Origin of the sequence: Vagococcus sp., assembly GCF_052102835.1 — a bacterium.
In the GTDB taxonomy this organism is placed as follows: Bacteria; Bacillota; Bacilli; order Lactobacillales; family Vagococcaceae; genus Vagococcus.
This window is the reverse complement of the sequence record NZ_JBQEIL010000016.1, coordinates 1-24,262: the sequence shown is the minus strand read 5'-3', so window position 1 is coordinate 24,262 and position 24,262 is coordinate 1. Positions and strand designations below refer to the sequence as shown.

The window sequence follows — 24,262 nt, the reverse complement described above, 5'->3', positions numbered from 1 at the left end:
TTTATTAAGTATAGACACCTTATCTTTTTTGTTCAACTAAGTGTAACCTATTCATTTAATTCTCATTATGGAATCGGGTTTACGAGGGAAGATGATAGTTTGCCAAACGCTTGTATGGACTATGGTTATGCAATCATTAGAGCACAGATGGCAAGATGTGTTGTTGCCCAAGGTCTATTACCTATGCTTGGTGTATTCCATAGAAATGAGTATAATTCGTTTAATTTAGTTGATGATTTAATGGAGCCTTTTAGACCATTAATGGATTACTATATCCATAAACAAATTTTATCTAAGGGAGATAAGTATCTAACTTATGATAGTAGAATTGAGCTGATTGATTTCCTTAACCAGAAAATTATGATTAACAATAAGAAAATATATATCAATCAATGTATGACTGATTATGTTATTTCATTTATCAAGTCTATGGAAAAAGAAGATTTAAGCTTTTTGATGGAAATTAGCTTAATCAATTTTATGGAGTGTGAAAGGAAGTGAGTTATGAGCGTGTGAGACTAATATGCATGTTTGATTTACCGTCAGAAACAAATAGTGAGAAAAAAGAGTATCGAATTTTTAGAAAGAATCTATTAGAAAACGGATTCGTGATGTTACAATATTCAATTTATTATCGAAGTTTACCGAACCGTAGTTCTTTAAAGAAGTATGAAGGTATTTTAAAACGATTTGTACCTAAAGGGGGTAATGTTAGATTGCTTTATGTTTCTGAAAAACAGTTCCAAGATATGATTTTACTTGCCGGAAATCGGAGTAAACAGGAAGAAATTGTGGGTTCAAACAGATTGGTGGTGATTTAGTGACTGAAATGAAAATAGAATATGAGAATGGAAGTTTTATCGAGTTGAATTTAGTCGACTACTTATTCTTTGTAGGTGGTCAGAATAAGTGGAAGAGGAAAATAATTAGATCATTAAAAAGATTTAGTTTATCGAAAAACTTAAGTGACCTAGAGGAAGAAATTTATGGTGAAAATGGTATAGAAGTATACTATGGAGGAAAGTTATTAAAAGGTAAAAATACAAATTTGATGTTTTTAGAAGATGATAAGAGTATTTATAATCAGTTATCTTTTACTAAAGATAACCTGATGTATCAAGAAATTCAAGAATTACAACACAAAGTGGAGATCACTAGGCAAATGGAAAGAATAAATGATGAATTAATTATTTTAGAGACGATATTAAACAATTACATCTCTCAATTTTCAAATTCAATTAGTAGTAATTTAGGATCTATGTTATTTACAGATATATTGAAAAATAATTTGAAATTCTCTTATTTTACAGAGAAACGACATTATCCGTTAGAAATGCTTAATCCGGGTGAATTATTAGATGAGTACCTAAAATTACTGAGAACAATGATTAATAGAAAAGAAGAAATAGTATGGCTCGTTATAATTAATCCTGAAAGCTTTTTAGAAATGCAAGACTTTCAATACCTCTATGATGGGCTAAAACAGATTTCTACTGATACGAAACAACTTAAATTTTTCATTTTTTCTAATCACAAATTGAATTTAAATTATACGATGGAAGACATTGGAAAAACAGTTCTATTATATGAAAACTACGAGCAAATGCTTGAATATGAGTTTTTTGAACAAAGCATTGAGCGACACTATCCAAAGGAATTTAAAATGACTCCATCGGAATTAGTTGCTAGTTTTTATCGTATCTCTCATTTAATCGGAAAAGATATAGGTTCAGACTATTATATTAGTTCTAAAGATGTGGTATTATTGAAAGTAATAAATAATTTGTTACAAATTAAAGTTAACATCGAGACGTCGGTGGACTCTTTATCACTGTTAGAGAAAGCATTTTTAAACGATTAACTACTTAAAAGATTAATCAATTTGAGGTTTTTGTACTCTCAATAATTTCTTATCAGTAAAACAGTTCTTTATTCAATCGTAAACGGGCGGATGTTTTTGTACTCTCAATAATTTCTTATCAGTAAAACGTAAATTATACGATACTGAAACAGCTAAATGTTTTTGTACTCTCAATAATTTCTTATCAGTAAAACTGAGACAAGTATAAGTATGATAGACGAGTTGTTTTTGTACTCTCAATAATTTCTTATCAGTAAAACCGCAGCATCTACAGACACTCCAGCTTTATCAGTTTTTGTACTCTCAATAATTTCTTATCAGTAAAACGATAAAAACGAGTGGGACGAGAGCGAACTGTTTTTGTACTCTCAATAATTTCTTATCAGTAAAATTTTTTGAACGACTTGACTATATTCTATGTGTATTTGGCCCTCTAATACGAGTGCAGGTATTTTATAAGAAGAATGACCTTTCTCTATCAAGCTGACTAATCACGTGTAAGAACGTTTGGTGGGGCGGGGTGGATGGACCATTGTTAAAACAATACTTGAAAAACATCAAAGTAAATAAACGCACCAAAAACAGTAAATGAGCTTTCTGTTTTTGGTGCGTTTTATTGTTGCTAGCTAGTTTAAGGATGTCTAAGTTTTATGAGTTTATCATTTGGAAAGTCTTCTGTTTTTTGTTGATACGCATTCATCGGTTGAACGACTTTTTTCTTTCTAATGAGATTGCTTTTTTTTGTTTCAGTCATTGTAGTTGGACGATAGTTTTTTTCCATGTTAGTTTCGGTTTGGTTTCTAAATTGAAATTCTAAAGTAATTAATTTTAAGTAAAGGGGCTCTAATTTGAAAAGTAAAGGGGTGAAGATCGGAAGTAAGACAGATTCATTCCCTTTTACAGCAATGGAAAAATATTGTTTTAACATATTTTCTGTTTCTGTTTTTGTTTCATGTAAGTTTTTGAAACGATTGCTTTCTAATATAAATTGGAAAGAGTCTTGAATACCTAAGATTAACAAGTGGTAAACCGCATAGTATTTACTATCAATATAATTCACACGATAATTATTCAATAATTGTTTAACTTCGATTTTTGTTTGCTCAATCAATTGTTTTAATTCATAAGTTTGTGTCGCTTCGAAACTTAAATTATCGATAAGTTGTAAAGTGAGTGAAAAATCTTTATCTGGAGTAATATCGTTAATTAATAAGCTAAGTCGTTCAAAGTTAATCGTATTTGGAAAATCACGATCAAAAGTATCTAAAGCATGGGTTAATGAATTTTTATATTGCTTTAAGAATTGATTTTCTTTTAGTAATTTTTGATTATCTTCGATTAATTCTTGATTATTCTTTTTATTTTGTTCATAAACACTACTCAAGTGGTTAATACCATTAAGCATTCTTTTCTGATTAATTTCATCAATTTCCTGTTGAACGATTCGATCCCTTGATTTTTCGATAATCCAATCCTTTTTTATTTCTTGATATAGTGTTTCTTTATTTAAAAGAATATCACTTAGTTTATCGATTTTATTTTCAAGGTCATTTATTTCTTGATTAGCAATCTTGATGTCATCACTTAGATATCTTAATTGCTTAATTTTCTTGAAGATATTCATTTTGACTCCTCCTAGTCTAAACTGGCGGTTTATTAAAAACACTTATATACAATATTATTAGCTAAAGTTAATAAAAGTCAATCTTTATTGCGCTATTTAACATAAATGTCATTATTTACATTATATAACATAATTAACAATGTTTCATTAAGTACGTTTAAAAAGGTAATAAAAACTTTTATAGTTACTTAAATCTATTTTTTAAACCCTAAACACGAACATTAATCAAAAAAATAAAAAAAACATACACGATTCCCTTGATTATTTTAAAAAAGTCGTTATAATTTAGTTTGTCAGGTTAAAGAACGAACAAAAAAACAAAAATAAGGATGGTATGTTAAGAAATGGAAAAGTTTTTTAAGTTAAAAGAGCATGGAACTACAGTTTCAACAGAAATTATGGCAGGTTTGACTACTTTCTTCGCAATGAGTTATATTTTGTTTGTCAATCCGTCTATTTTATCATTATCTGGAATGCCTTTTCAAGCAGTTTTTCTAGCAACGATTATTAGTTCGGCAATAGGGACACTAATTATGGGACTGTTTGCAAATGTTCCCTATGCACAAGCGCCTGGAATGGGCTTAAATGCTTTTTTTACTTTTACAGTAGTTATGGGTCTTGGGTATAGTTGGGAACAAGGTCTAGCGATGGTGTTTTTATGTGGTTTAATCAATATTTTAATTACTGTCACGAAATTTAGAAAATTAATCATTAAATCAATACCAGAAAGTTTACAACACGCAATCGGTGGCGGAATAGGTATCTTCGTTGCCTATGTAGGAATTAAAAATGCGGGTCTTTTACAATTCACTTCAGATCAAGGAAGTATTGTTTCTTCAATCGTTGAAGGAGATAAAGCGGTAAATGTCGTTTCTAATGGAGGAATTGTTCCAGCGTTAGCTAATTTTAATAATCCAGCGATATTATTAGCTGTGATTGGTTTGATTTTAACAGCAATTTTAATTATAAGAGATGTGAAGGGTGCCATCTTAATTGGGATAATCGCAACAACGATTATCGCTATCCCGATGGGTGTTGTTGATTTATCAGCAATTAATTTTAGTGAAAACTCATTGGGAAGTTCATTTAAAGAATTAGGAACGACATTTGGTGCAGCTTTTGGACCGAAAGGACTTCCCTCTTTATTTTCAGATGCCTCAAAAATACCTCAAGTATTGTTAACGGTTCTAGCGTTTAGTTTGTCAGATATTTTCGATACGATTGGTACGTTTATTGGTACTGGACGTCGCACAGGTATTTTTTCTAAAGAAGATGAAGAAGCTATGGAAGATAGTCGTGGTTTTAAGTCTAAAATGGATAAAGCGTTATTCGCAGATGCAGTAGCGACTTCAGCAGGAGCTATTTTTGGAACATCGAATGTGACAACTTTTGTTGAAAGTGCAGCAGGGATAGGTGCAGGTGGACGAACTGGCTTAACATCGGTTACTGTAGCCGTATTGTTCCTATTAAGTAGTTTTTTAGCTCCAATTGTTAGTGTGGTTCCAGCTCAAGCTACCGCTCCAGCGTTAATTTTAGTGGGTGTTATGATGTTGGCTTCATTTAAAGAAATAAAATGGAATGATTTGGAAGATGCTATTCCTGCATTCTTTACCTCAATATTTATGGGATTATGCTATAGTATTTCTTACGGTATTGCAGCAGGCTTTATTTTCTACGTTATTATTAAAACCGTTAAAGGAAAAACAAAAGAGGTTTCACCAGTGTTGTGGATTGTAACGGGATTATTTGTTTTAAACTTTGTCGTCATGGCTTTTATTAGTTAGTTTGTTTTTTATAAATAAATAAGATAAATGATAAAAACGCGTAGCTCTTAAAACTACGCGTTTTTTGATACATTTGATGACTCAGGTTGAAATAAATGTTGTTTTTTTATTAGTAAAAGTTTAGAAAATAGGGTAAGATAGTATCAGTTTTAAAAATAATGGAGTGAATGAAGATGGCTTTTTTTAGAAAAAAAGTGAGATTAAATGAATTTCCGTTAAAGTTATCTGAAATGAAAATTGATGACTTTGATGATTACTATCGCATTGTGAAAAATAAGGATCAATGGTCGAATGATTTAAAAAAAATCAAAGGTCAATTGATTGAAAAAAACGTTCGGCAAAACATCTCTGATTTTAATGATGAATTATCTTTAATTGAATCAGAAATAAATCATTCTCTACATATTTTACAAAGTCGGAAAAAAAGTTAAGTCTATTCATCTTTTTCTTAAAATGAAACATGACAGAAAGGATGATTCAAGATGACCATTGATTGGAAACGAAATTTATATATCGCATGGATAGGCTGTTTTTTTACAGGAGCAAGTTTTAGTTTAGTGATGCCTTTTATTCCTATTTATATTGAGCAGTTAGGAGCGGCACCAGATCGAGTAGAGTTGTATTCAGGCTTAGCCATCAGTGTTACGGCTCTTTCAGCAGCAATTGTCTCTCCTTTATGGGGAAGTTTGGCTGATAGAAAAGGTCGGAAGTTGATGATGATTAGAGCCGCTGCAGGGATGACCATAACAATGGGATCGTTAGCTTTCGTTCCAAACGTTTTTTGGCTTTTAGTCATGCGTTTTTTAACGGGTACGTTATCAGGATATGTACCTAATGCAACGGCGATGATTGCTTCTCAAGCACCGCAAGAAAAAAATGGTTGGGCACTAGGAACACTAGCAACAGGAGCTGTTGCAGGAAGTTTGATAGGTCCAATGATGGGTGGCTTTTTAGCTGAAACTGTTGGCATTCGCAATGTGTTTATCGTGACAGGAATTATTTTATTGATTAATACGATATTGACGATTATCTTTGTAAAAGAAGATTTTGAACCGATTGAAAAGAAAAATATGTTATCGACAAAAGATGTCTTTAAATTGGTTAAAGAACCTAAAATATTAATTGGTTTATTTATTACAACATTAATTTTACAAATAGGAATGACAAGTATTAGTCCTATTCTGACTCTATATATTAGGGAATTAGGAAGTAATACTGGAAATATCCTCTTTGTTAGTGGGGTAATTGTTTCAATTGCGGGAGTTTCAACTTTTGTTTCTTCCCCTTTTTTAGGAAAGCTAGGAGATAAGGTTGGAAATCATCGTATTTTGTTTTGGGGGTTAGTTTTGTCTGTCTTATGTATCTTCCCCATGGCACTTGTAAAAAGTACTTTTCAGTTAGGAGCCCTACGCTTTTTACTCGGTTTTTCAACCGGGGCCTTAATGCCATCAATTAATACAATTATCAGTAAATTAACACCACCAGAGGGTGTCAGCCGTATTTTTAGTTTTAACCAGATGTTTACCAATTTAGGACAAGTAGCAGGACCACTTGTAGGATCCTCTGTCGCTGGATTATATGGTTATCGTTTTGTTTTTGTTGCGACAGCTATTTTGATTATACTAAATATTATTTTAACCCTTTTTAATTTCAAGGGAGAACTTTTTCGTCGCGATTAGCAAATAAGAAAAAGAGTAAACGAACTATTTAATAGTTCGTTTACTCTTTTTATCATCGTTTTAACGAGCGACTTCTTTTTTCTTTTTAGGTAAGGCAACTTCTCCTATTATCATAATTAGAACAGCTGCAATCAGAGATACGATGGTAGTTTCGATAAAGTTATAAGAACCACTATTAAGGGCACCACCGATATAACCTACAACTTGACCTAATAAAAATGACCAAAATAGAATAACAATTTTCCCCATGTTTGTGCACCTCTTTTCGTCATTAAGTTTATCAAGAGTTTACTTAAAAGTAAAGAGTTGTCTTGCTTTATCTGGAGTGAAATTATGTTACACTAAATTGGAAAGGGAGGAAGATAAATGTCAACAGGACAACTTCAAGTGATGAGCAGTTACTCGTTATTAAATAGTACAATAAAAATAGATGAATTAGTTGAAAAAAGTCAAGAATTTGGTTACCAATCTTTAGCGTTAACTGATTTAAATACAATGACAGGTGTTTTTGAGTTTGATAAAGCTTGTCGAAGAAGTGGCATTAATCCTTTGTTTGGAGTAACTCTAGATTATCAATCCTCCTTCTTTGAAACATCTATTTGTCGTTTAGTACTCATTGCAAAGAATCAACAAGGGTATAGTAATTTATTGAAAATTGTTTCGTTAAGAAATGAAAGTACTGCGATAGAAGATTTTGATATAGAAAAAATAAAACCACATTTAGCGGATTTAGTCATGATTATCCCTTGTGAAGCAAGTGAATGGTATCGTGTTTTTCAGGCAGAAAAAAATGAGAGTAGTGAGTGGCAATCTTATGTAACGTCTCTTTTTGCTAAAGTTGATGTCTATCATACGATTGACGAAAGTGAGTTGTTTACTGAAAAAAATTGGCTTGGATTTTTAGAGAAGCAAGGGATAGCAACAGTTGCTAGTCAACCTCTTCAATACTTGTCACAAGAAGATTACTTTGCGTATGAAGTTTTACGTCATATTCAGTCCGGAGAAAAATTAAGCGAGCCTGTCTTTTCACAAAAACCAGGCCCTTACTATTTAAAGACCTGTGAGAGACGAAATGAGTTTTATAAAAAAGCTGAGTTGCTTCAAGCTTTAAAAAATAATCAAGCAATCAGCGACATGTGCCATGTAGAATTACTTCAAAATCAAAAATTATTGCCTGCATATCCTATTCTAGAATCTGAAAATGCAGCTGATTTACTAAAAAAATTATGTCAAGATGGATTGAAAAAACGAAAAGTGTCGTCGTTGATTGATTACCAGGAACGTTTAAAATATGAGTTGAATATTATTCATGACATGGGCTATGATGATTATTTTTTAATTGTTTGGGATGTTATGAAATACGCACGAGAGCACAATATTATTACGGCTTGTCGAGGGTCTGCAGCAGGGTCACTTGTTGCTTACGTTCTGGAAATTACTCAGGTAGATCCTATTCGTTACGACTTGCTTTTTGAACGTTTCTTAAATCCAGAACGTTATACAATGCCTGATATTGATATTGATATTCCTGATAATCGTCGAGAGGCTGTCTTGGAATATGTTTATCAAAAATATGGTGAATTTCACGTCGCACAGATTGCCACGTTTGGTACGCTAGCGGCTAAGCAGTCTTTACGTGATGTTGGTCGGACTTTTGGTCTCTCTCAAAGCGAAATGAGTCAGTGGTCAAATAGTGTGCCAGGCGTGCTTAAAATCACGTTAAAAGAAGCGTTGCAACAATCACGAGCCTTACAAGCGTTAGTGAATAAAAATGAACGTCAGCAGCTTTTGTTTAAAACAGCGTTGAAATTAGAAGGGCTTCCGAGACATATTTCGACCCATGCAGCAGGTGTCGTCATTAGTGATCAAGATCTTAGGAACTTTGTACCACTGCAAACAAGCTCTACTAATATCCCATTGACTCAATTTACGATGGGAGATGTTGAACGTGTCGGTTTGTTGAAGATGGATTTTTTGGGACTGCGTAACTTAGCGATTGTTAATAATGCATTGGATTCAATCAATTATGATCGGAAAAATCAATTGCTTTTAGAAGATATCCCTTTAGATGATGAACAAACACTTGCTCTTTTTAGAATGGGGCAAACAGATGGTATTTTTCAATTTGAGTCGGATGGCATAAAAAAAGTTTTAAAAAAATTAAAACCAAATTCAATTGAAGATATCGCATCGGTTAACGCTTTGTATCGACCAGGACCTATGAAAAATATTGATTTATTTATTGCTCGTAAACAGGGAAAAGAAGCCATTGATTACTTAACCCCACAACTAGAGCCTATTTTGGAAAAAACGTATGGTGTCATCGTTTATCAAGAACAAGTGATGAAGATTGTTGCTGAGATGGCAGGATTTAGTCTGAGTCAAGCCGATATGCTACGGAGAGCTATCAGTAAAAAAGAAAAAGAAACGATGGATCAAGAGCGCCAACATTTTGTAAAAGGAGCCATTGAAAAAGGCTACACGAAAGAGCTCGCTCATCGTGTTTATGATTATATAGAAACTTTTGCAAATTATGGATTTAATCGTTCACATGCAGTGGTTTATTCTGTTTTAGCCTATCAAATGGCTTATTTAAAAGTTCATTTCCCGGTTCAATTTTTAATTGCCTTGTTGCATTCTGTTAAAAATTCACAAGGTAAGTTAGGAACTTATTTATTAGAAGCGCGACAATTAGAAATAAAAGTTTTACCACCTCGAATAAATGAAAGCCAAATAAGCTTTACTCAATTTAAAGGGAAAATTTTATATGGTTTTTCATCAATAAAGGGGCTTCGTCGCGATTTTATTCAACATTTCACTGAGATAAGAAAACAGAATGGTTCTTTTCAATCCTTAGAAAACTTTTTACTTCGTCTAGATCAAAAATGGTTGAAAGAAGAGTATATCTTACCTTTGATTTATAGTGGCGCTTTTGATCAGCTCCATAGTAATCGAAAACAATTAGTAGTTGATTTAGCTAGCTTAATTCAAAATATTCAATACAGTAGTGGAAGCATTGATTTACTAGGTTTTCTGAGTTTAAAAAATGAAAAGACGATTGATTTTACGACGAATGAAAAACTAGAGCAAGAAATAATTTATTTAGGAAATTATTTGTCAGGACATCCAACGGATAAATTTAAACAGCTGCAGCAGATATATCAAACATCTTTTGCTCAAAAGGTGAGAGTAGGAGAAAAAACACGACTCCTAATTTATTTAACAGAAGTTAAAAAAATTCGAACGAAAAAAGGAGAGTCAATGGTTTTTTTAAATGCCAATGACACTAGTGGTGAATTAGAGTTGACTGTTTTTCCAAAATTATATCGTGAACTTCAATTTTCGATTCCAGAAAATGAAGTATACTATGTGGAAGGGCGCGTAGAATTAAGTCGCTATAATCAACAAAAACAAGTTATCATTACAAAAATTATTCCCGCCAATGAGTTAGAACAAAGTATTTCCGAAAAAAAATGTTTTATTAAATGGACGGAAGAAAATAATCATTCACTAAAATTTGCTCAATTAGAAAAAATATTAATAAAGTATTCAGGAAACCATCCTGTTATCGTGGTGTTAGATTCACCAAAAAAACCTCTAATGTTAGAAGCAAAATATTGGGTAAAAGAGTCTGAAAAACTAATTTTTGAAGTGCAAGAATTATTAGGTATGAAAACAATCATTTTTCAGTAACGCCTAAAAAATTGTGCAGTTAGCCGAAGACTTGGTGAGCAAATGGAGAGTTTTCAAATTTTTTTCAACAATTTTTGATTATTAAAAGACTTTTACGTGAAAAAATGGTAGAATGTTTTTGGATTTAAGTATTTTATACATTATTAAGATTGTAATCATAATTTAGTTGAGGTGAAGAATTGTATGAAGCGCATCGCTATATTAACCAGTGGTGGAGACGCCCCAGGAATGAACGCTGCCATAAGAGCAGTAGCACGTAAAGCAATTTTTGAAGGAATGGAAGTTTATGGTATCAATTACGGTTATGCAGGATTGGTAGCCGGCGATATCAAGCGAATTGATACACCAGATGTTGGGGATATTATTCAACGAGGCGGAACGTGTTTGTATTCTGCGCGTTACCCAGAGTTTGTGACTGAGGAAGGTCAATTAAAGGGAATCGAACAATTAAAGAAATTTGGAATTGAAGGTTTAGTTGTGATTGGTGGGGACGGTTCTTATCATGGCGCCCTAGCTCTTACCAAACGAGGTTTCCCAGCAGTTGGTATTCCGGGAACGATTGACAATGATATACCAGGAACGGATTTTACAATTGGTTTTGATACAGCCATTAATACAGTTTTAGATGCTATTGATAGAATTCGTGATACTGCGACTTCTCATGTACGTACGTTCATTATTGAAGTTATGGGACGCGACGCAGGCGACATCGCTTTATGGGCGGGGGTTGCTGGTGGCGCAGATGCTATTATTATTCCAGAACATACCTTTGATATGGCAAAAGTAGCTCAAAAGGTCAGAGAAGGTCGTGACCGTGGTAAAAAACATTGTTTAATTATCTTAGCTGAAGGTGTAATGCCGGCAGAACAATTTGCAGAAGAATTAGCCGAACATGGTGATTTTCACGCTCGTGTTTCTGTATTGGGACATATTGTTCGTGGTGGTTCTCCAACAGCGAGAGATCGCGTTTTAGCAAGTAAATTTGGTGCTTATGCAGTTGATTTATTAAAAGAAGGTCGCGGTGGTTTATGTATCGGGATTTTAAACAATGAAGTCATTGCATCAGATATCGTTGAAACACTAGAAAAGAAAAAGCATCAACCGGATGTTAGCTTATACGAAATAAATAATCAAATCTCTTATTAAAATTGTGTGAATAAATTTATATATAAAATAAATATACAGGGAGCGTTTTGTAATGAAAAAAACAAAGATTGTTTGTACAATTGGACCAGCTAGTGAATCAGTGGAAACTTTAGTAGAGTTAATGAATTCTGGAATGAACGTTGCGCGTTTGAACTTTTCACACGGTGATTTTGAAGAACATGGCCAAAGAATTAAGAATATTCGTGAAGCAGCGAAGATCACAGATAAAACAATTGCAATTTTATTAGATACAAAAGGTCCTGAAATCCGTACTAACGACATGAAGGATGGAAAAGTAGAATTCCATACTGGTGATAGTGTTCGTATTTCAATGACAGAAGTTGAAGGAACAAGAGAAAAATTCTCTGTAACTTATGAAGATTTAATCAATGATGTACACGTAGGTAGCCATATTCTTTTAGATGATGGTTTAATCGATTTAGAAGTAACTGAACTTGATAAAGCAGCTAATGAGTTAGTGACTTTAGTTAAAAATGAAGGTGTCTTAAAAAATAAAAAAGGTGTCAACGTGCCTAACGTAAGCATCAATTTACCAGGTATTACTGAAAAAGATGCGGCTGATATTCGTTTTGGTATTGAAAATGATGTAGATTATATCGCTGCAAGTTTTGTACGTACTGCAAGTGATGTTTTAGAAATCACTAAAATTTTAGAAGAAGAAAACGCAACACATATTCAAATCATTTCTAAAATTGAAAGTCAAGAAGGTATTGATAATTTAGATGAAATTTTATTAGTATCAGACGGCTTAATGGTTGCTCGTGGAGACATGGGAGTTGAAATTCCAACTGAAAATGTACCAATCGTTCAAAAAGAAATGATTAAAAAATGTAATGCTATTGGTAAACCAGTTATTACTGCTACTCAAATGTTAGACTCAATGCAAAGTAATCCACGTCCAACACGTGCGGAAGCATCAGATGTTGCTAATGCAATTTACGATGGTACCGATGCGATTATGTTATCTGGTGAAACTGCTGCGGGTGATTATCCAGTTGAAGCGGTTAAAACAATGCATAATATCGCTGTTAAAACAGAAAGTGTTCTAGTTGATCGTGATGCTTATGCTTTGAAATTACATAATCGTTCTGATATGACTGAAGCAATAGGTCAAGCTGTAGGACATACCGTACGTAACTTAGGTATCCAAACTATTGTTGCAGCGACTGAATCTGGTCGTACAGCGCGTATGATTTCTAAATATCGTCCAAATGCACATATTGTTGCTTTGACATTTGGTGCTCGTGAAGCAAGAAGTCTGTCATTAAACTGGGGTGTCTTTGCTGAAGTTTCAGAACGTCCATCAAATACAGATGATATGTTTAATTTAGCAACAAAAATTGCTAAAGATACTGGTTTTGCTAAAGATGGTGATTCAATTGTGATTACTGCTGGTGTTCCAGTTGGTGAAACAGGTACGACTAACTTAATGAAAATTCAGTTAATTGGATCAAAATTATGTGACGGTCAAGGAATTGGCGCTCATGCGGTTTGTGGAAAAGCAATTGTAGCTTCTTCTGCAGAAGAAGCAAATGAAAACATGACAGATAATGCTATTTTAGTTGTTAAAACAACAGATAAAGATTATATGCCAGCAATCATTAAGGCTTCTGCTTTAATTGTTGAAGAAGGTGGCTTAACTTCACACGCAGCTGTTGTTGGAATTGCTCAAGGAATTCCAGTTATTGTTGGTGTTAAAGAAGCAACAACAGTTATTAAAAATGAAACAGTGATTACTTTAGATCCTCGTCAAGGACTTATTTTTGAAGGCGAAACAATTATTTAATCTTACTTGACTCAAAAAATGAAACATAATAAAAAACATTTTCTGTTGAATTCGTTTAAAATGAATTTAGCAGGAGATGTTTTTGCTTTCTTCGTCAAATGGTGTGGGGAGATCCTGGTTTGAATAAAATGATAGAGGTATCAAGAGTGTAAGAGTTTCTCCTTTTTTATTTCTTTCTTTTTTAACGTTGAAAATTAGTAAAAAATGAATCAATTTAAAAAAGAGACTAGTTTTTTATAGATTAAATAGTGTAAACTGGTTTAGTCTATGTTAAAAAAGAAAGGGGAGGAGAAAATTGGCAAATAAAAAATCAATGCTTTATTTAGCTATTTTAAATTTATTTTTAGTTTTTCTAGGAGCAGGCTTGGTTATTCCGGTTATGCCTATTTTAAAAGAACACATGCATTTGAGTGGTACCACAATGGGACTGTTAGTTTCAGTTTTAGCTTGCGCTCAGCTGTTAATGTCACCAATTGCAGGCTATCTATCAGATAAGGTTGGTCGTAAACAGATTATTGTAGTAGGAATGTGTATTTTTTCTATTTCTGAAGTAATCTTTGGATTGGGGCATACTGTGAACTGGCTCTATTTTTCAAGAGCGCTAGGAGGAATTGCTGCCGCGTTGATCATGCCTTCAGTGACGGCCTATGTCGCTGATTTAACAACATTTGAAGAACGACCTAAAGCGATGGGATTAGTTTCAGCTGCTATTAGTGGTGGTTTTATTATCGGTCCAGGGTTAGGTGGTTTTATAGCCCATTATGGAGAACGCTTACCTTTTTTTACAGCTGCTTTTTTAGGAGCAATCGGAGCGCTATTATCAATTTTAGTTTTGAAAGAACCCGAGAAAAAAAGAATGCATGGTCAAGTGAGCTCTAAAGGTTCATTTTTTGATATATTAAAAAATCCATTATTTGCGTTTCCGTTTGTTATAATCTTGATTTCATCGTTTGGTTTACAAGCATTCGAATCGATTTATAGCATCATGGCGACCATTAATTTTAATTTTAGTATGACAGAAATATCTTTAGTAATCACAGTGAGTGGTGTTTTAGCATTGATTTGTCAAATTGCCTTTTTTGATAGTATTATTAAACATATTGGTGAAGTAGGCTTAATTCGGGTGGCTTTTTTCGCAAGCGCGATATTTATCGGAATTATAGCGGTCAATTCAAATAAAATAGTGGTTGCATTATGTACCTTTATTATTTTCCTTGCTTTTGACTTGTTAAGACCAGCAATTACGACGTACTTGTCACGTTACGCAGGAGATAAGCAAGGAACTGTAAACGGCTTGAACTCAATGTTTACAAGTATCGGGAATATAGTAGGGCCAATGATGTCGGGAATGTTATTTGATATTAATCATTTTTATCCCTATTATGTATCAGCTGCTATTTTATTATTTACAAGTATTTTGTCATTATTTTGGAAAAAGCCAAGTAAATAGTCTAAAATAGGGAAAGGAGGTGTGTTAAACCTTCTTTCCTTATTCATTTAAGAGACTAAAATTAGAGGTAAAATAAGATGGATATTCAATATAATCAACTAAATTTAGATGAAATGAAAACTATTTATTTCAAATATATGAAAAAAGATTTTCCGGAAAATGAGTTAAAAGAGTGGGCGATGCTTCATTCTTTATGGTTAGACCAGCATTACAGTGGCTATATGATGAAAGTGAATGGAGAGCTGGTTGGCTATGCTTGTTTTATTTGGGACCATCCAAAATATTTAATGTTGGATTATTTTGCGATTGTTGAAGAAAAACGTTCTTTGGGATACGGAAGTCAGATGTTACAATGGATTCAAAAGGAAACGAGAAAACAACATTTAATATTAGAATGCGAAAATCCTAAAAGCGCGAGTGGTCATGAACAAAAATTAAGACAGCGAAGAATTGCGTTTTATTTGAGGCATGGTGTTAAATTGACAGCGATAGAAACACAAATTGTGGGTGTGGATTACTGTGTGTTACAAACGGGTGAAAAATTAGAAGATGAAAAAGTGTTAAAAGTTAAAATTAAAGAGCTTTATCAACATTTTGCACCAGAGCTCGACATTAAAATGAATGAAAATGGGGTAATTAAATGAAAGAATTATTAGCAAGTGTATGGAAAGGGTTAATTACAGATGAAAATGAAACGAGTTATTTTGTCCAAAAAAATGGCATGACTTTTTCGTTAGAAAAATCTGAAACAGAGTCGCTAAACATTGGTGATTTTGTAGAAGGTTTTGCTTATCGAAATCAAAAAGATAATTTACGTTTTACGACTAAAATACCTAAAATTCGCAAAGATCACTATGGCTTTGCAACTGTGGTATCAACAAGAAAAGATTTAGGTGCTTTTGTAGATATTGGTTTAGAAGATAAGGAAATCCTATTGTCAGTTGATGAATTGCCAGCAATGAGTGAACTATGGCCTAAAAAAGGTGATCATGTTTTAGTAAAAATCAAAGTAGATGAAAAAGATCGAGTGTGGGCAACTTTAGCTGAAGATAAGCAATTTTTAGCGATGTCTCGCCCGGCAAAACGAGAAATTATGAATAACAAAGATGTTAAAGGTGTTGTCTATCGAGTGAAATTGGTGGGGACATATGTTTTGACAGAAGACTTCTACTTAGCGTTTATTCATCCTTCAGAGCGTGAATTAGAGCCTCGTTTAGGTCAGCAGATAAATGGTCGCGTTATTGGGGTCAGACCTGATGGATTATTAAATATTTCATTAAAACCAAGAGCCTATGAAGTAATTGGGGATGATGCACAAATGATCTTAACCTTTTTAAATCAAAGTGCGACTGGAGAAATCCCGTTTACTGATAAATCGACACCTGATGAAATCAAAGCAACTTTTGCTATCAGTAAAGCGCAATTCAAACGAGCGTTGGGTTCTTTAATGAAAAAAGGAATGATAACACAAGAAGAGGGTATAACTCGATTGGTCAACAAAGGTTAAACTTAATTGAGAATGGTTGCTTTTACTAATTATATAAATTATAATTTAATAGGAGATAAGTAGAGAGTAAAGCTTTGTTGATTATAATTACTACAATTAAGGGTGAGGTAAATAAATGGAAAAAACTGTAAAAATGCTGAGTAAAATAAAAAAACAATTACATGAAGCAAATTACAAATTGACTCCACAACGAGAGGCAACCGTTCTCGTATTATTAGAAAATGAAAAAGATCACTTGTCAGCGGAAGAAATTCATATGTTGGTGAAACTGAAAACGCCAGAGATTAGCTTGGCAACGGTCTATCGTACGTTAGAGATGTTAACAGAATTAAAAGTTTTGGACAAAGTAAGTTTTAATGATGGTTTGGCGCGCTACGATATGCGCAAAGAAGGTGCTAAGCATTTCCATCATCATCTACTATGTTTAGAATGTGGAAACATTGAAGAAATTGAGGAAGATTTACTGACAGATGTAGAAATTATTGTTGAACATGACTTTAAATTTAAAGTCAAAGATCATCGTTTAACTTTTCATGGTGTCTGTAAGAAGTGTCAAGAAGCGAAAAAATAAGAGCAGTGAACGAAAATACCGAAAGGTTAAGGCTTTTTGGAATTTTTGTTCGCTGCTCTTATTTTAATTGGTAAAGTTTTCGAAAGTGATAACTATCAATAAATATCTTTGGATTGACAATATAGTCTTCTTTATCTAAGAAAACAATTTGTTCGCTAACGAGTCCATTAACGAGTTCAAATTCGATTGGAAAGGTGACTTGTTGTTCAAAATGCTTAGTTTCATCTAGCAAATAAAGAGTAACTAAAATGATTGGTTTTAAAGGTTGTTTTTCATAAAAAATAGTTTTCTTTTTTATGACTTGTTTTGTGAGACGGTTTAAAAAAGAAAATTCACAAAAACTCAATTTTTCATTATTTAAAATTAAGTGAATATCTTGATGTCTGACCGGTCCAAGTTTGACGATTTGAAATTCTTGATTAAGGAGTCGTCTTGCTCTGGCATCTTTTGAAAAAAAACCTTGATTGGCGAGTTCAGTTAAATGAGTATCAATTTCATTAGCTAATTGTTGCTCTTTACGTATAATGGGACGACTAGCGGCATAATAAATGGGAACAGAAATAATAAAAAAACTTAAAAAGATAAGGCCAAAAGTAACGAGTATGCCATTTAGTATGGATAAATTAAAATAAAAATAGAAAAAAGTGGCTAAAACAAGAACAGTCGGAATGATAAAAGAGACTGCAAGTTCATAGAAATTTTTCTTTTGTTTGAAATATTCAATTAATTGATGATGGTATTTTTTATTACTGACACCAATTAAAGGAAACAACTTAAGATAATCATAAGTGGTTTTCTTTGGAAACAAATGTTAACACTCCTTTCCTATACAATATTATTATTGTATAGGTAACGGTTATAAAAGTCTATGCTAAGTCGTCGATATTTTTAAAATAGTTTACATAATAATAGTATTTGGAGGTAAAAACTGTTAAAATGAGTAACGTTAGTGAGGGATGACGATGAAAAATGATTTTGAAGAGTATCTTCATTATTTAAAAATTGAGCGTGGTCTGTCCGAAAATACGATTTTAAGTTATCGTCGTGATTTGAGAAATTATCTAGAATTTCTTGAAAAAAATGAAATTATAAAATGGGATGATATTGATCGCTATTTGGTTCTTGATTTTTTAGAAAAATTAAGAGCAGAACAGAAATCGTCTGCAACGATTATCAGGATGATTTCTAGTTTACGCAGATTTCACCAGTTTTTAAGACAAGAACGTTTTTGTGAAACGGATCCTATGCAGCATATCGATACACCTAAAAAGAAACAAAAGTTACCCAAAACACTGTCAATTAAAGAAGTGGAACAGATTATTGAAACACCGGATACTTCGACTGTTTTAGGGATGAGAGATCGTGCTATTTTGGAAGTGATGTATGCCACGGGTCTTCGAGTCAGTGAATTGATTTCGCTAAAGTTGGACGATTTACATTTGTCCTTAGGGTTACTTCAGACAACGGGTAAAGGGGACAAAGAGCGGATTGTACCTTTAGGTGACCTTTCCATACGATGGGTCGAACGCTACTTAGATGAAGCAAGGCCGTTTCTGTTAGAAAAAAATAAGAAGAAAAGCGAACAGCCGCCTTTTTTATTTTTGAATTATGCTGGGCAAGGATTTTCACGACAAGGCATCTGGAAAAATTTGAAAATTCATGTTGTTGAATCTGGGGTAGACAAAGAAGTGACTCCTCATACTCTTCGACATAGTTTTGCGACTCATCTTTTGGAAAATGGGGCTGACCTGAGAGTTGTTCAAGAATTACTAGGTCACGCAGATATTTCAACCACTCAAATTTATACTCATATTAGTAAAAAGCGAATGGCTGATGTTTATAAATTACATTTTCCACGAGCATAAAAAGTAAGGGAATTTTTATATGAATGAATTAAATGTAAAATTAGCAGTATTTGAAGGTCCTTTAGACTTACTTCTTCACTTAATTAAAACGTTAGAAATCGATATCTATGATATTCCGATTGCAGAGATTACGGAACAATATATGTCTTACATTCAGTCAATGAAATCACTTGATTTAGAAGTAGCGGGTGAGTATATCGTAATGGCTGCTACCTTGATGTCAATCAAAAGTAAAATGTTACTACCACAAATTTCAATGGTTTTAGAAGAAGATGATTTTTTAGAAGAAGATCCGAGAGAGGCTTTGGTTAATCAATTATTAGAATATCGTAAATATAAATATGCAGCGAAAATATTAAAAGAAAAAGAAGTTGAACGAGATCATTTCTATACAAAAGAACCGACAAATTTAGATGAATATCGGGAAGATATTCCTTTGTTGAAACCAAACGAAGTGACTATTATTGATCTATTTTTAGCCTTTCAGGATGTTGTGAATCGTCAAGAAATCGATGGTTTTGAAGAAGTGAGTGTTACCAGTGAAAATTTTACAATTGAAGATAAAATGTTAGATATTTTAACCCGAGTAAAAGCACATTCAACTAAAGATAGTTTTTTATTTGAAAAATTATTTAAAGTCTTTACACGAAGTGAAGTCGTAGTTACTTTTATGGCATTACTAGAATTAATTAAAGCAGGCGAACTGCTTGCGTTTCAAGAAAATATGAATGGTCCGATTCAGCTGGCCTGTAAAAAAGAGATTGAGGTTTAAGATGAGTAAATTAAGTCAGATTGAAGTTTTATTGTTTGTTTCTGGAGATGAGGGGATTTCTTTAGAAGAATTAGCTCATTTACTTCAGGAACCGACGGCTGTGACCTATAAACTAGTTCATGAACTATTAACTAAATATTTGGAAGATGGAGATAGAGGGTTGAGCATCTTAGAAATTGGCAATCATTTTTTAATGACAACTAAAAAAGAACAGGCTTCTTTATTGAAAAAATATGCTTCTTCCTCTATTACTCATTCCTTGTCACAAGCTGCAGTCGAATGTCTTGCGATTATTGCCTATAAGCAACCAATCACAAGGATGGAACTTGAGGAGATTAGAGGCGTCCAGTCATCGGGTTCTATTCAAAAGTTAATAGCCCGGCAATTGATTATGGGAAAAGGTCGTAAAGAAGGTCCTGGTCGTCCTATCTTATATGGAATTACACCTTATTTTTTAGATTATTTTGGTTTAAAAAGTTTAGATAGTTTACCTCCAGTGATGGAGTTAGAAGAACAAGCAGAAAAAGCAATCCCGAATGATTTATTTTTAGATCGTTTTAAAGAAAAGTTTGCAGAGCTTGAAGAAAATGAGATGGAGGAAAAATAGTGGAACGATTACAAAAAGTTTTAGCCCATTGTGGGGTAGCATCAAGAAGAAAGTCTGAGGAATTGATTATTCAAGGACGAGTGTCTGTAAATGGTAAAGTTGTAACAGAGTTAGGGGTTAAGGTCTCGGCCAACGATCATCTTGAAGTAGACGGTGTTCCGGTCTATCAAGAACAGCCCGTTTATTATTTATTATATAAGCCTAGAGGGGTTATTTCAGCTGTTAGTGATGATAAAGGACGGAAAGTGGTTACGGATTATTTTCCAGGTGTTCCGGAGCGGATTTTTCCTGTAGGAAGATTGGATTATGATACATCTGGTATTCTTTTAATGACAAATGATGGAGAGTTTTCAAACCTTCTAACGCATCCAAGTCATGAGGTTCCTAAAGTATATATTGCTAAAATTAAAGGAACGCCATTGAAGCAGCAATTAAAAGCTTTGGATGAAGGTGTCGTTATTGAGGGACGTAAAACGGCCCCAGCTATTTCAAAACTAAAATCTGTGGATATGCAAAAAGGAACTGCAATTGTTGAGTTAACGATTCATGAAGGTCGCAACCATCAAGTGAAAAAAATGTTTGAAGCGATAGGTTTTCCAGTTTTAAAATTAAAAAGAGAGCAGATTGGTCATTTGACGCTTCAAGGATTAAATTCAGGAGATTACCGTGAATTACCTAAAAAAGAAGTTAGTCAATTGATAGTTGATGCTAAAGGGTTTAAAACTGGTCGAAAGCGTGTACGCGAAACGAGATAATTGCTTATTGAGTAAAAGAGAGTATAATTGAGGATATAAAAAAATAAAAAAAGGTCGTCTTCACGGGCAGGGTGTAATTCCCGACCGGTGGTTAAAGTCCACGAACTTTGCAAACCGTTTGCAAGGTCGATATGGTGAAATTCCAAAACCGACAGTTAGAGTCTGGAGTAAAGAAGATAGAGCTTATTTGATAATGTAATCAGATAGGTGCTATTTTGTCGTGCATTGGTGGCGAAAAGATAGAGCCTATTTTTTTATGGCGTTGAATAGTCTCGTAAGATGATCCAATAGGAGGATTTTCAATGAGAAAAACAAAAACGGAAAAGATGGTTGTTCTATCACTGCTAGCGGGGATGGCATTTATTTTACTAAAGTTAGAATTTTTTGTTTTGCCAACCTTTCCGTGGCTAAAAGTTGATTTTAGTGATATTCCAATTTTGATAGGTACTTTTATTTACGGACCATTAGCAGGCATCATAATTGCCTTTGTCCGATCGTTACTTAATATTATTATTAGTGGTGCTAATTTGGGAAGCTTGGTTGGAAATATTGCGGGATTTTTAGCTTCTAGTTTATATTTATTGCCAATCTATTACTTTTTGAAAAAGGAAAAAAACAGATGGAATTTAGTTAAAGGGACCGTTGCGGGGACGTTATTAATGACAGCGTTTATGGCTTTGGCAAATTATTTTGTTATTACGCCACTTTATCTTTTTGTTTTGAAATTAGATTTTGGGATATCAATCCAACAAATGGTCGTTTATGGGGTTATTCCTTTTAATTTGATTAAAGGAGCTCTTGTCAGTGTCGTTTTTGCTTTAACATTTAAAAGTCTTATTCCTGTTCTAAAAAAGAGACTTAGTGTATCATATAAATAGAAAGTTTTTTGGGGGAATCTTTGGAGGTTAGTCTTCTTAAGATTCCCTTTTTTATGTGTTTATTATTTCTTTTTCATTACCAATATGTTACAATTTGAAGACGATGGTTTAAATGCAGAACAAAAAGTTTGTTTTTGTTGTTAAAGTTGCTGTTTTTAATGTTTTTTCAGGGGGAAATGACTCTTTTTTTTCTGAAAGTTTTGAAATGTTTGAAACAATTGAAACAATTTGAAATAAACTTGTAAGACTGATTATAGAAGGAATGAATGTCACTATGAAGCAACGTAACTACATTACTGGAATTACTGGAATGAGAGCATTGGCAGTTCTAGGGGTTATTATCTATCATTTAATGCCTCATACTATGCCAGGGGGATATCTAGGGGTCCCTCTATTTTTTGTCATCTCCGGTTACTTAATGACTGAGATATTAGTAACAGAGTGGGAAGCTCGTCAAAAAATAAAATTATTTAACTTTTATTATCGAAGAGCCAGGCGGATTTATCCTTCGTTAATTTTACTTTTTATTGTTTTTGGAGCGGTTGCTTTATTTTTGCCGCAAGATTTTTTAACCAATTTTAGAAGTATTACTTTGACGAGTTTATTCAATGTTAATAATTTTTGGCAAATAATGAATGGCTCTTCTTATTTTGATCGTTTTTCAAATCAATCGGCATTCACGCATCTCTGGTCATTATCTATTGAAGGCCAATTCTACCTAACATGGCCAATTATTGTTGCGCTAACGATGTATAAGGATCCTTCACGCAAATTATTACGACGCGTAACGGCAATCTTAACAGTATTGTCTGGAATTTTAATGATTGCTTTTTATACACCTGAAACAATCAATAGAATCTATTATGGAACAGATACTCGCCTTTTTTCTGTGTTAATGGGTGCTTATTTAGCTTTAATAATACGGGATAAAAAAGTTGAACTAAAAAAATTAAATGAAATACAAGGATTAGTGATTGGTGGATTATCCTTTTTTGTTATTATTTTAGGTTTTATTTTTTTACCTGATAATGAAGCTTTTGTTTATCGAGGCGGAATGTTTATTTTTAGCTTATTTTCAGCAGTATTTTTATTCAGTATTATTCAATTTAAGCTGATGAACCGTTTGTTCACTAATCCGGTTTTTGATTGGATTGGTACTCGTAGTTATGAAATTTATTTAGTTCAGTTTCCGGTTTTAATTATTTATGAAACATTGATGAAACTTGATGGAAATAATATATGGTTCCATTTTTTCGTTCAAATGATAATTATTTTAATTTTATCAGAATTAATGTATCGTGTTGTGATGCGATATAAAATAGAATTAACTTTTAAAAAGGTTGAAAGAAAAAAATGGACAGAACTAGTTAAAACGACAGAGCAAAAAATTGCAATTGGTATTTTTGGTTGTTTGTTGGTTTTATTTAGTCTTTCTTTTGTAGAGGCTTCTTCGGGTAGGAACGAAAGCAGTCTTGAATTAGAAAAAAAATTAGCAAGTAATCAAAAAATAATTGAAAAAGCAAATAAAGAAAACAAAGAAAAACAACCGAAAACAAATCAAACGGACGAAAATAAAGTTGAGGAAACAACAACAAGTAGTCTGAAAGAAACTCAAACAACAGAAACCATAGAAGCAGTAGATCTTTCCTATGATTTAACCTCAGAAGAAAAAGAAAAAGCGAAAGAATTAAACGTCACGTCGATTGGTGATTCGGTCTTGTTAAGTGCAGCGCCGGATTTACAAACGATTTTTCCAAAAATGATTGTGAATGCGGAAGTGGGACGCCAATTAGTTGATAGTCCTCCTGTCGTTAAAAAAATGGTAGACAAAAATGAAATTGGTGATATCGTGGTGGTTGTTTTAGGGACTAATGGTAGCTTTAATAGTAAAGATATTGATCAATTAATGACTTATTTTGGAGAGAGACCCGTTTTCTTTGTCAATACAATGGTTGAAAGATCGTGGCAAAAAATAGTGAATGACGAATTAAATGATACTGTCGAAAGATATGACAATGCGCATCTAATTGATTGGAAAACAGCATCATCAGGACAACGTTCATGGTTTGATGAAGATAATGTTCATATGACTCATGATGGAGCAGCAATCTTTAGTCACCTTTTAGCAAAGGAGATTTTACAAACTGTTTCTTAATTTTAATTAGGAGGATAAGAGTTGTCTTGCTTGGCTATCTATCTTATAATATGTGAATTGGCAACACTTTTCTGTACAAAAATTATAAGGTCTTTATTTTCTTCAACT

General features: G+C 33.1%; 22 protein-coding genes, 1 CRISPR repeat array and 1 riboswitch. Of the genes, 19 read left to right on the top strand and 3 right to left on the bottom strand.

The features are described from left to right. The 3 genes from cas1 to csn2-St all read left to right on the top strand — a co-directional run. On the top strand, positions 1-501 hold a 501-nt coding region (cas1, locus tag ACTJFD_RS11280; RefSeq protein ID WP_442261633.1), incomplete at its 5' end, for a type II CRISPR-associated endonuclease Cas1. Positions 502-527: 26 nt separating this feature from the next. Then, positions 528-821, top strand: coding sequence for a CRISPR-associated endonuclease Cas2 (cas2, locus tag ACTJFD_RS11275; protein ID WP_442261632.1), 294 nt, complete (start codon positions 528-530; stop codon positions 819-821). A gap of 8 nt (positions 822-829) precedes the next feature. Next, entirely contained in the window at positions 830-1,861 is a 1,032-nt protein-coding gene (gene csn2-St, locus ACTJFD_RS11270) for a CRISPR-associated protein Csn2-St (protein WP_442261634.1), read from the top strand. A gap of 26 nt (positions 1,862-1,887) precedes the next feature. Then, positions 1,888-2,253: a CRISPR direct-repeat array (repeat unit 36 nt; unit sequence GTTTTTGTACTCTCAATAATTTCTTATCAGTAAAAC). A gap of 239 nt (positions 2,254-2,492) precedes the next feature. On the opposite strand, the gene ACTJFD_RS11265 is transcribed toward csn2-St, so the two are convergent. After that, positions 2,493-3,485, bottom strand: a complete 993-nt coding sequence (locus tag ACTJFD_RS11265; protein WP_442261631.1) for a hypothetical protein — start codon at positions 3,483-3,485, stop codon at positions 2,493-2,495. A gap of 344 nt (positions 3,486-3,829) precedes the next feature. On the opposite strand from ACTJFD_RS11265, the gene ACTJFD_RS11260 reads away from it, so the two are divergent. The 3 genes from ACTJFD_RS11260 (at position 3,830) to ACTJFD_RS11250 (ending at position 6,948) form a co-directional block, all read left to right on the top strand. Continuing rightward, entirely contained in the window at positions 3,830-5,269 is a 1,440-nt protein-coding gene (locus tag ACTJFD_RS11260) for an NCS2 family permease (RefSeq protein ID WP_442261630.1), read from the top strand. Positions 5,270-5,442: 173 nt separating this feature from the next. Further along, positions 5,443-5,700: a hypothetical protein gene (locus ACTJFD_RS11255; protein ID WP_442261629.1), complete on the top strand. Its 258-nt coding sequence runs from the start codon at positions 5,443-5,445 to the stop codon at positions 5,698-5,700. 51 nt (positions 5,701-5,751) lie between these two features. Continuing rightward, positions 5,752-6,948, top strand: coding sequence for a multidrug efflux MFS transporter (locus tag ACTJFD_RS11250; protein WP_442261628.1), 1,197 nt, complete (start codon positions 5,752-5,754; stop codon positions 6,946-6,948). A 60-nt stretch (positions 6,949-7,008) separates the two neighbouring features. Here the strand turns inward: ACTJFD_RS11250 and ACTJFD_RS11245 are convergent, their stop codons facing one another. Next, positions 7,009-7,197 (bottom strand): YjzD family protein, encoded by a 189-nt coding sequence (locus ACTJFD_RS11245; RefSeq protein WP_442261627.1) that lies wholly within the window; start codon positions 7,195-7,197, stop codon positions 7,009-7,011. Positions 7,198-7,314: 117 nt separating this feature from the next. Between ACTJFD_RS11245 and dnaE the strand changes: the two genes are divergently transcribed. The 7 genes from dnaE (at position 7,315) to fur (ending at position 17,122) form a co-directional block, all read left to right on the top strand. After that, on the top strand, positions 7,315-10,641 hold the full coding sequence (gene dnaE, locus ACTJFD_RS11240) for a DNA polymerase III subunit alpha (protein ID WP_442261626.1): 3,327 nt from the start codon (positions 7,315-7,317) through the stop codon (positions 10,639-10,641). Between the two features lie 183 nt (positions 10,642-10,824). Further along, the gene (gene pfkA / locus ACTJFD_RS11235; protein WP_442261625.1) at positions 10,825-11,787 is read left to right on the top strand and encodes a 6-phosphofructokinase; all 963 of its coding nucleotides are present in this window, start codon (positions 10,825-10,827) and stop codon (positions 11,785-11,787) included. 52 nt (positions 11,788-11,839) lie between these two features. Next, positions 11,840-13,594: a pyruvate kinase gene (pyk, locus tag ACTJFD_RS11230; protein WP_442261624.1), complete on the top strand. Its 1,755-nt coding sequence runs from the start codon at positions 11,840-11,842 to the stop codon at positions 13,592-13,594. Positions 13,595-13,889: 295 nt separating this feature from the next. Next, complete coding sequence (locus tag ACTJFD_RS11225) at positions 13,890-15,044, top strand: MFS transporter (RefSeq protein ID WP_442261623.1); 1,155 nt, start codon at positions 13,890-13,892, stop codon at positions 15,042-15,044. Between the two features lie 77 nt (positions 15,045-15,121). After that, positions 15,122-15,688, top strand: a complete 567-nt coding sequence (locus ACTJFD_RS11220) for a GNAT family N-acetyltransferase (protein ID WP_442261622.1) — start codon at positions 15,122-15,124, stop codon at positions 15,686-15,688. Beyond that, positions 15,685-16,551: a CvfB family protein gene (locus ACTJFD_RS11215; protein ID WP_442261621.1), complete on the top strand. Its 867-nt coding sequence runs from the start codon at positions 15,685-15,687 to the stop codon at positions 16,549-16,551. Before ACTJFD_RS11220 ends, ACTJFD_RS11215 begins: the two co-directional genes overlap by 4 nt. 115 nt (positions 16,552-16,666) lie before the next feature. Next, positions 16,667-17,122, top strand: coding sequence for a ferric iron uptake transcriptional regulator (gene fur / locus ACTJFD_RS11210; protein WP_442261620.1), 456 nt, complete (start codon positions 16,667-16,669; stop codon positions 17,120-17,122). 58 nt (positions 17,123-17,180) lie between these two features. Here the strand turns inward: fur and ACTJFD_RS11205 are convergent, their stop codons facing one another. Then, positions 17,181-17,930 carry a hypothetical protein gene (locus ACTJFD_RS11205; protein ID WP_442261619.1) on the bottom strand — a complete coding sequence of 250 codons (750 nt, stop codon included), beginning with the start codon at positions 17,928-17,930 and terminating at the stop codon, positions 17,181-17,183. 154 nt (positions 17,931-18,084) lie between these two features. Between ACTJFD_RS11205 and xerD the strand changes: the two genes are divergently transcribed. The 6 genes from xerD (at position 18,085) to ACTJFD_RS11175 (ending at position 24,154) form a co-directional block, all read left to right on the top strand. Beyond that, a complete protein-coding gene (xerD, locus tag ACTJFD_RS11200) occupies positions 18,085-18,987 on the top strand; it encodes a site-specific tyrosine recombinase XerD (protein ID WP_442261618.1) in 903 nt (300 codons plus the stop codon). 19 nt (positions 18,988-19,006) lie between these two features. After that, positions 19,007-19,759 carry a segregation/condensation protein A gene (locus ACTJFD_RS11195; protein ID WP_442261617.1) on the top strand — a complete coding sequence of 251 codons (753 nt, stop codon included), beginning with the start codon at positions 19,007-19,009 and terminating at the stop codon, positions 19,757-19,759. 1 nt (position 19,760) lies between these two features. Next, positions 19,761-20,366 carry an SMC-Scp complex subunit ScpB gene (gene scpB, locus ACTJFD_RS11190; protein WP_442261616.1) on the top strand — a complete coding sequence of 202 codons (606 nt, stop codon included), beginning with the start codon at positions 19,761-19,763 and terminating at the stop codon, positions 20,364-20,366. Then, a complete protein-coding gene (locus tag ACTJFD_RS11185; RefSeq protein WP_442261615.1) occupies positions 20,366-21,121 on the top strand; it encodes a pseudouridine synthase in 756 nt (251 codons plus the stop codon). The genes scpB and ACTJFD_RS11185 overlap by 1 nt, the downstream gene beginning before the upstream one ends. Positions 21,122-21,173: 52 nt before the next feature. Further along, a riboswitch (FMN riboswitch) is annotated at positions 21,174-21,303 on the top strand. A gap of 120 nt (positions 21,304-21,423) precedes the next feature. Further along, entirely contained in the window at positions 21,424-21,999 is a 576-nt protein-coding gene (locus ACTJFD_RS11180; protein WP_442261614.1) for an ECF transporter S component, read from the top strand. A gap of 262 nt (positions 22,000-22,261) precedes the next feature. Further along, complete coding sequence (locus tag ACTJFD_RS11175) at positions 22,262-24,154, top strand: acyltransferase family protein (protein WP_442261613.1); 1,893 nt, start codon at positions 22,262-22,264, stop codon at positions 24,152-24,154. Positions 24,155-24,262 lie beyond the last annotated feature (108 nt).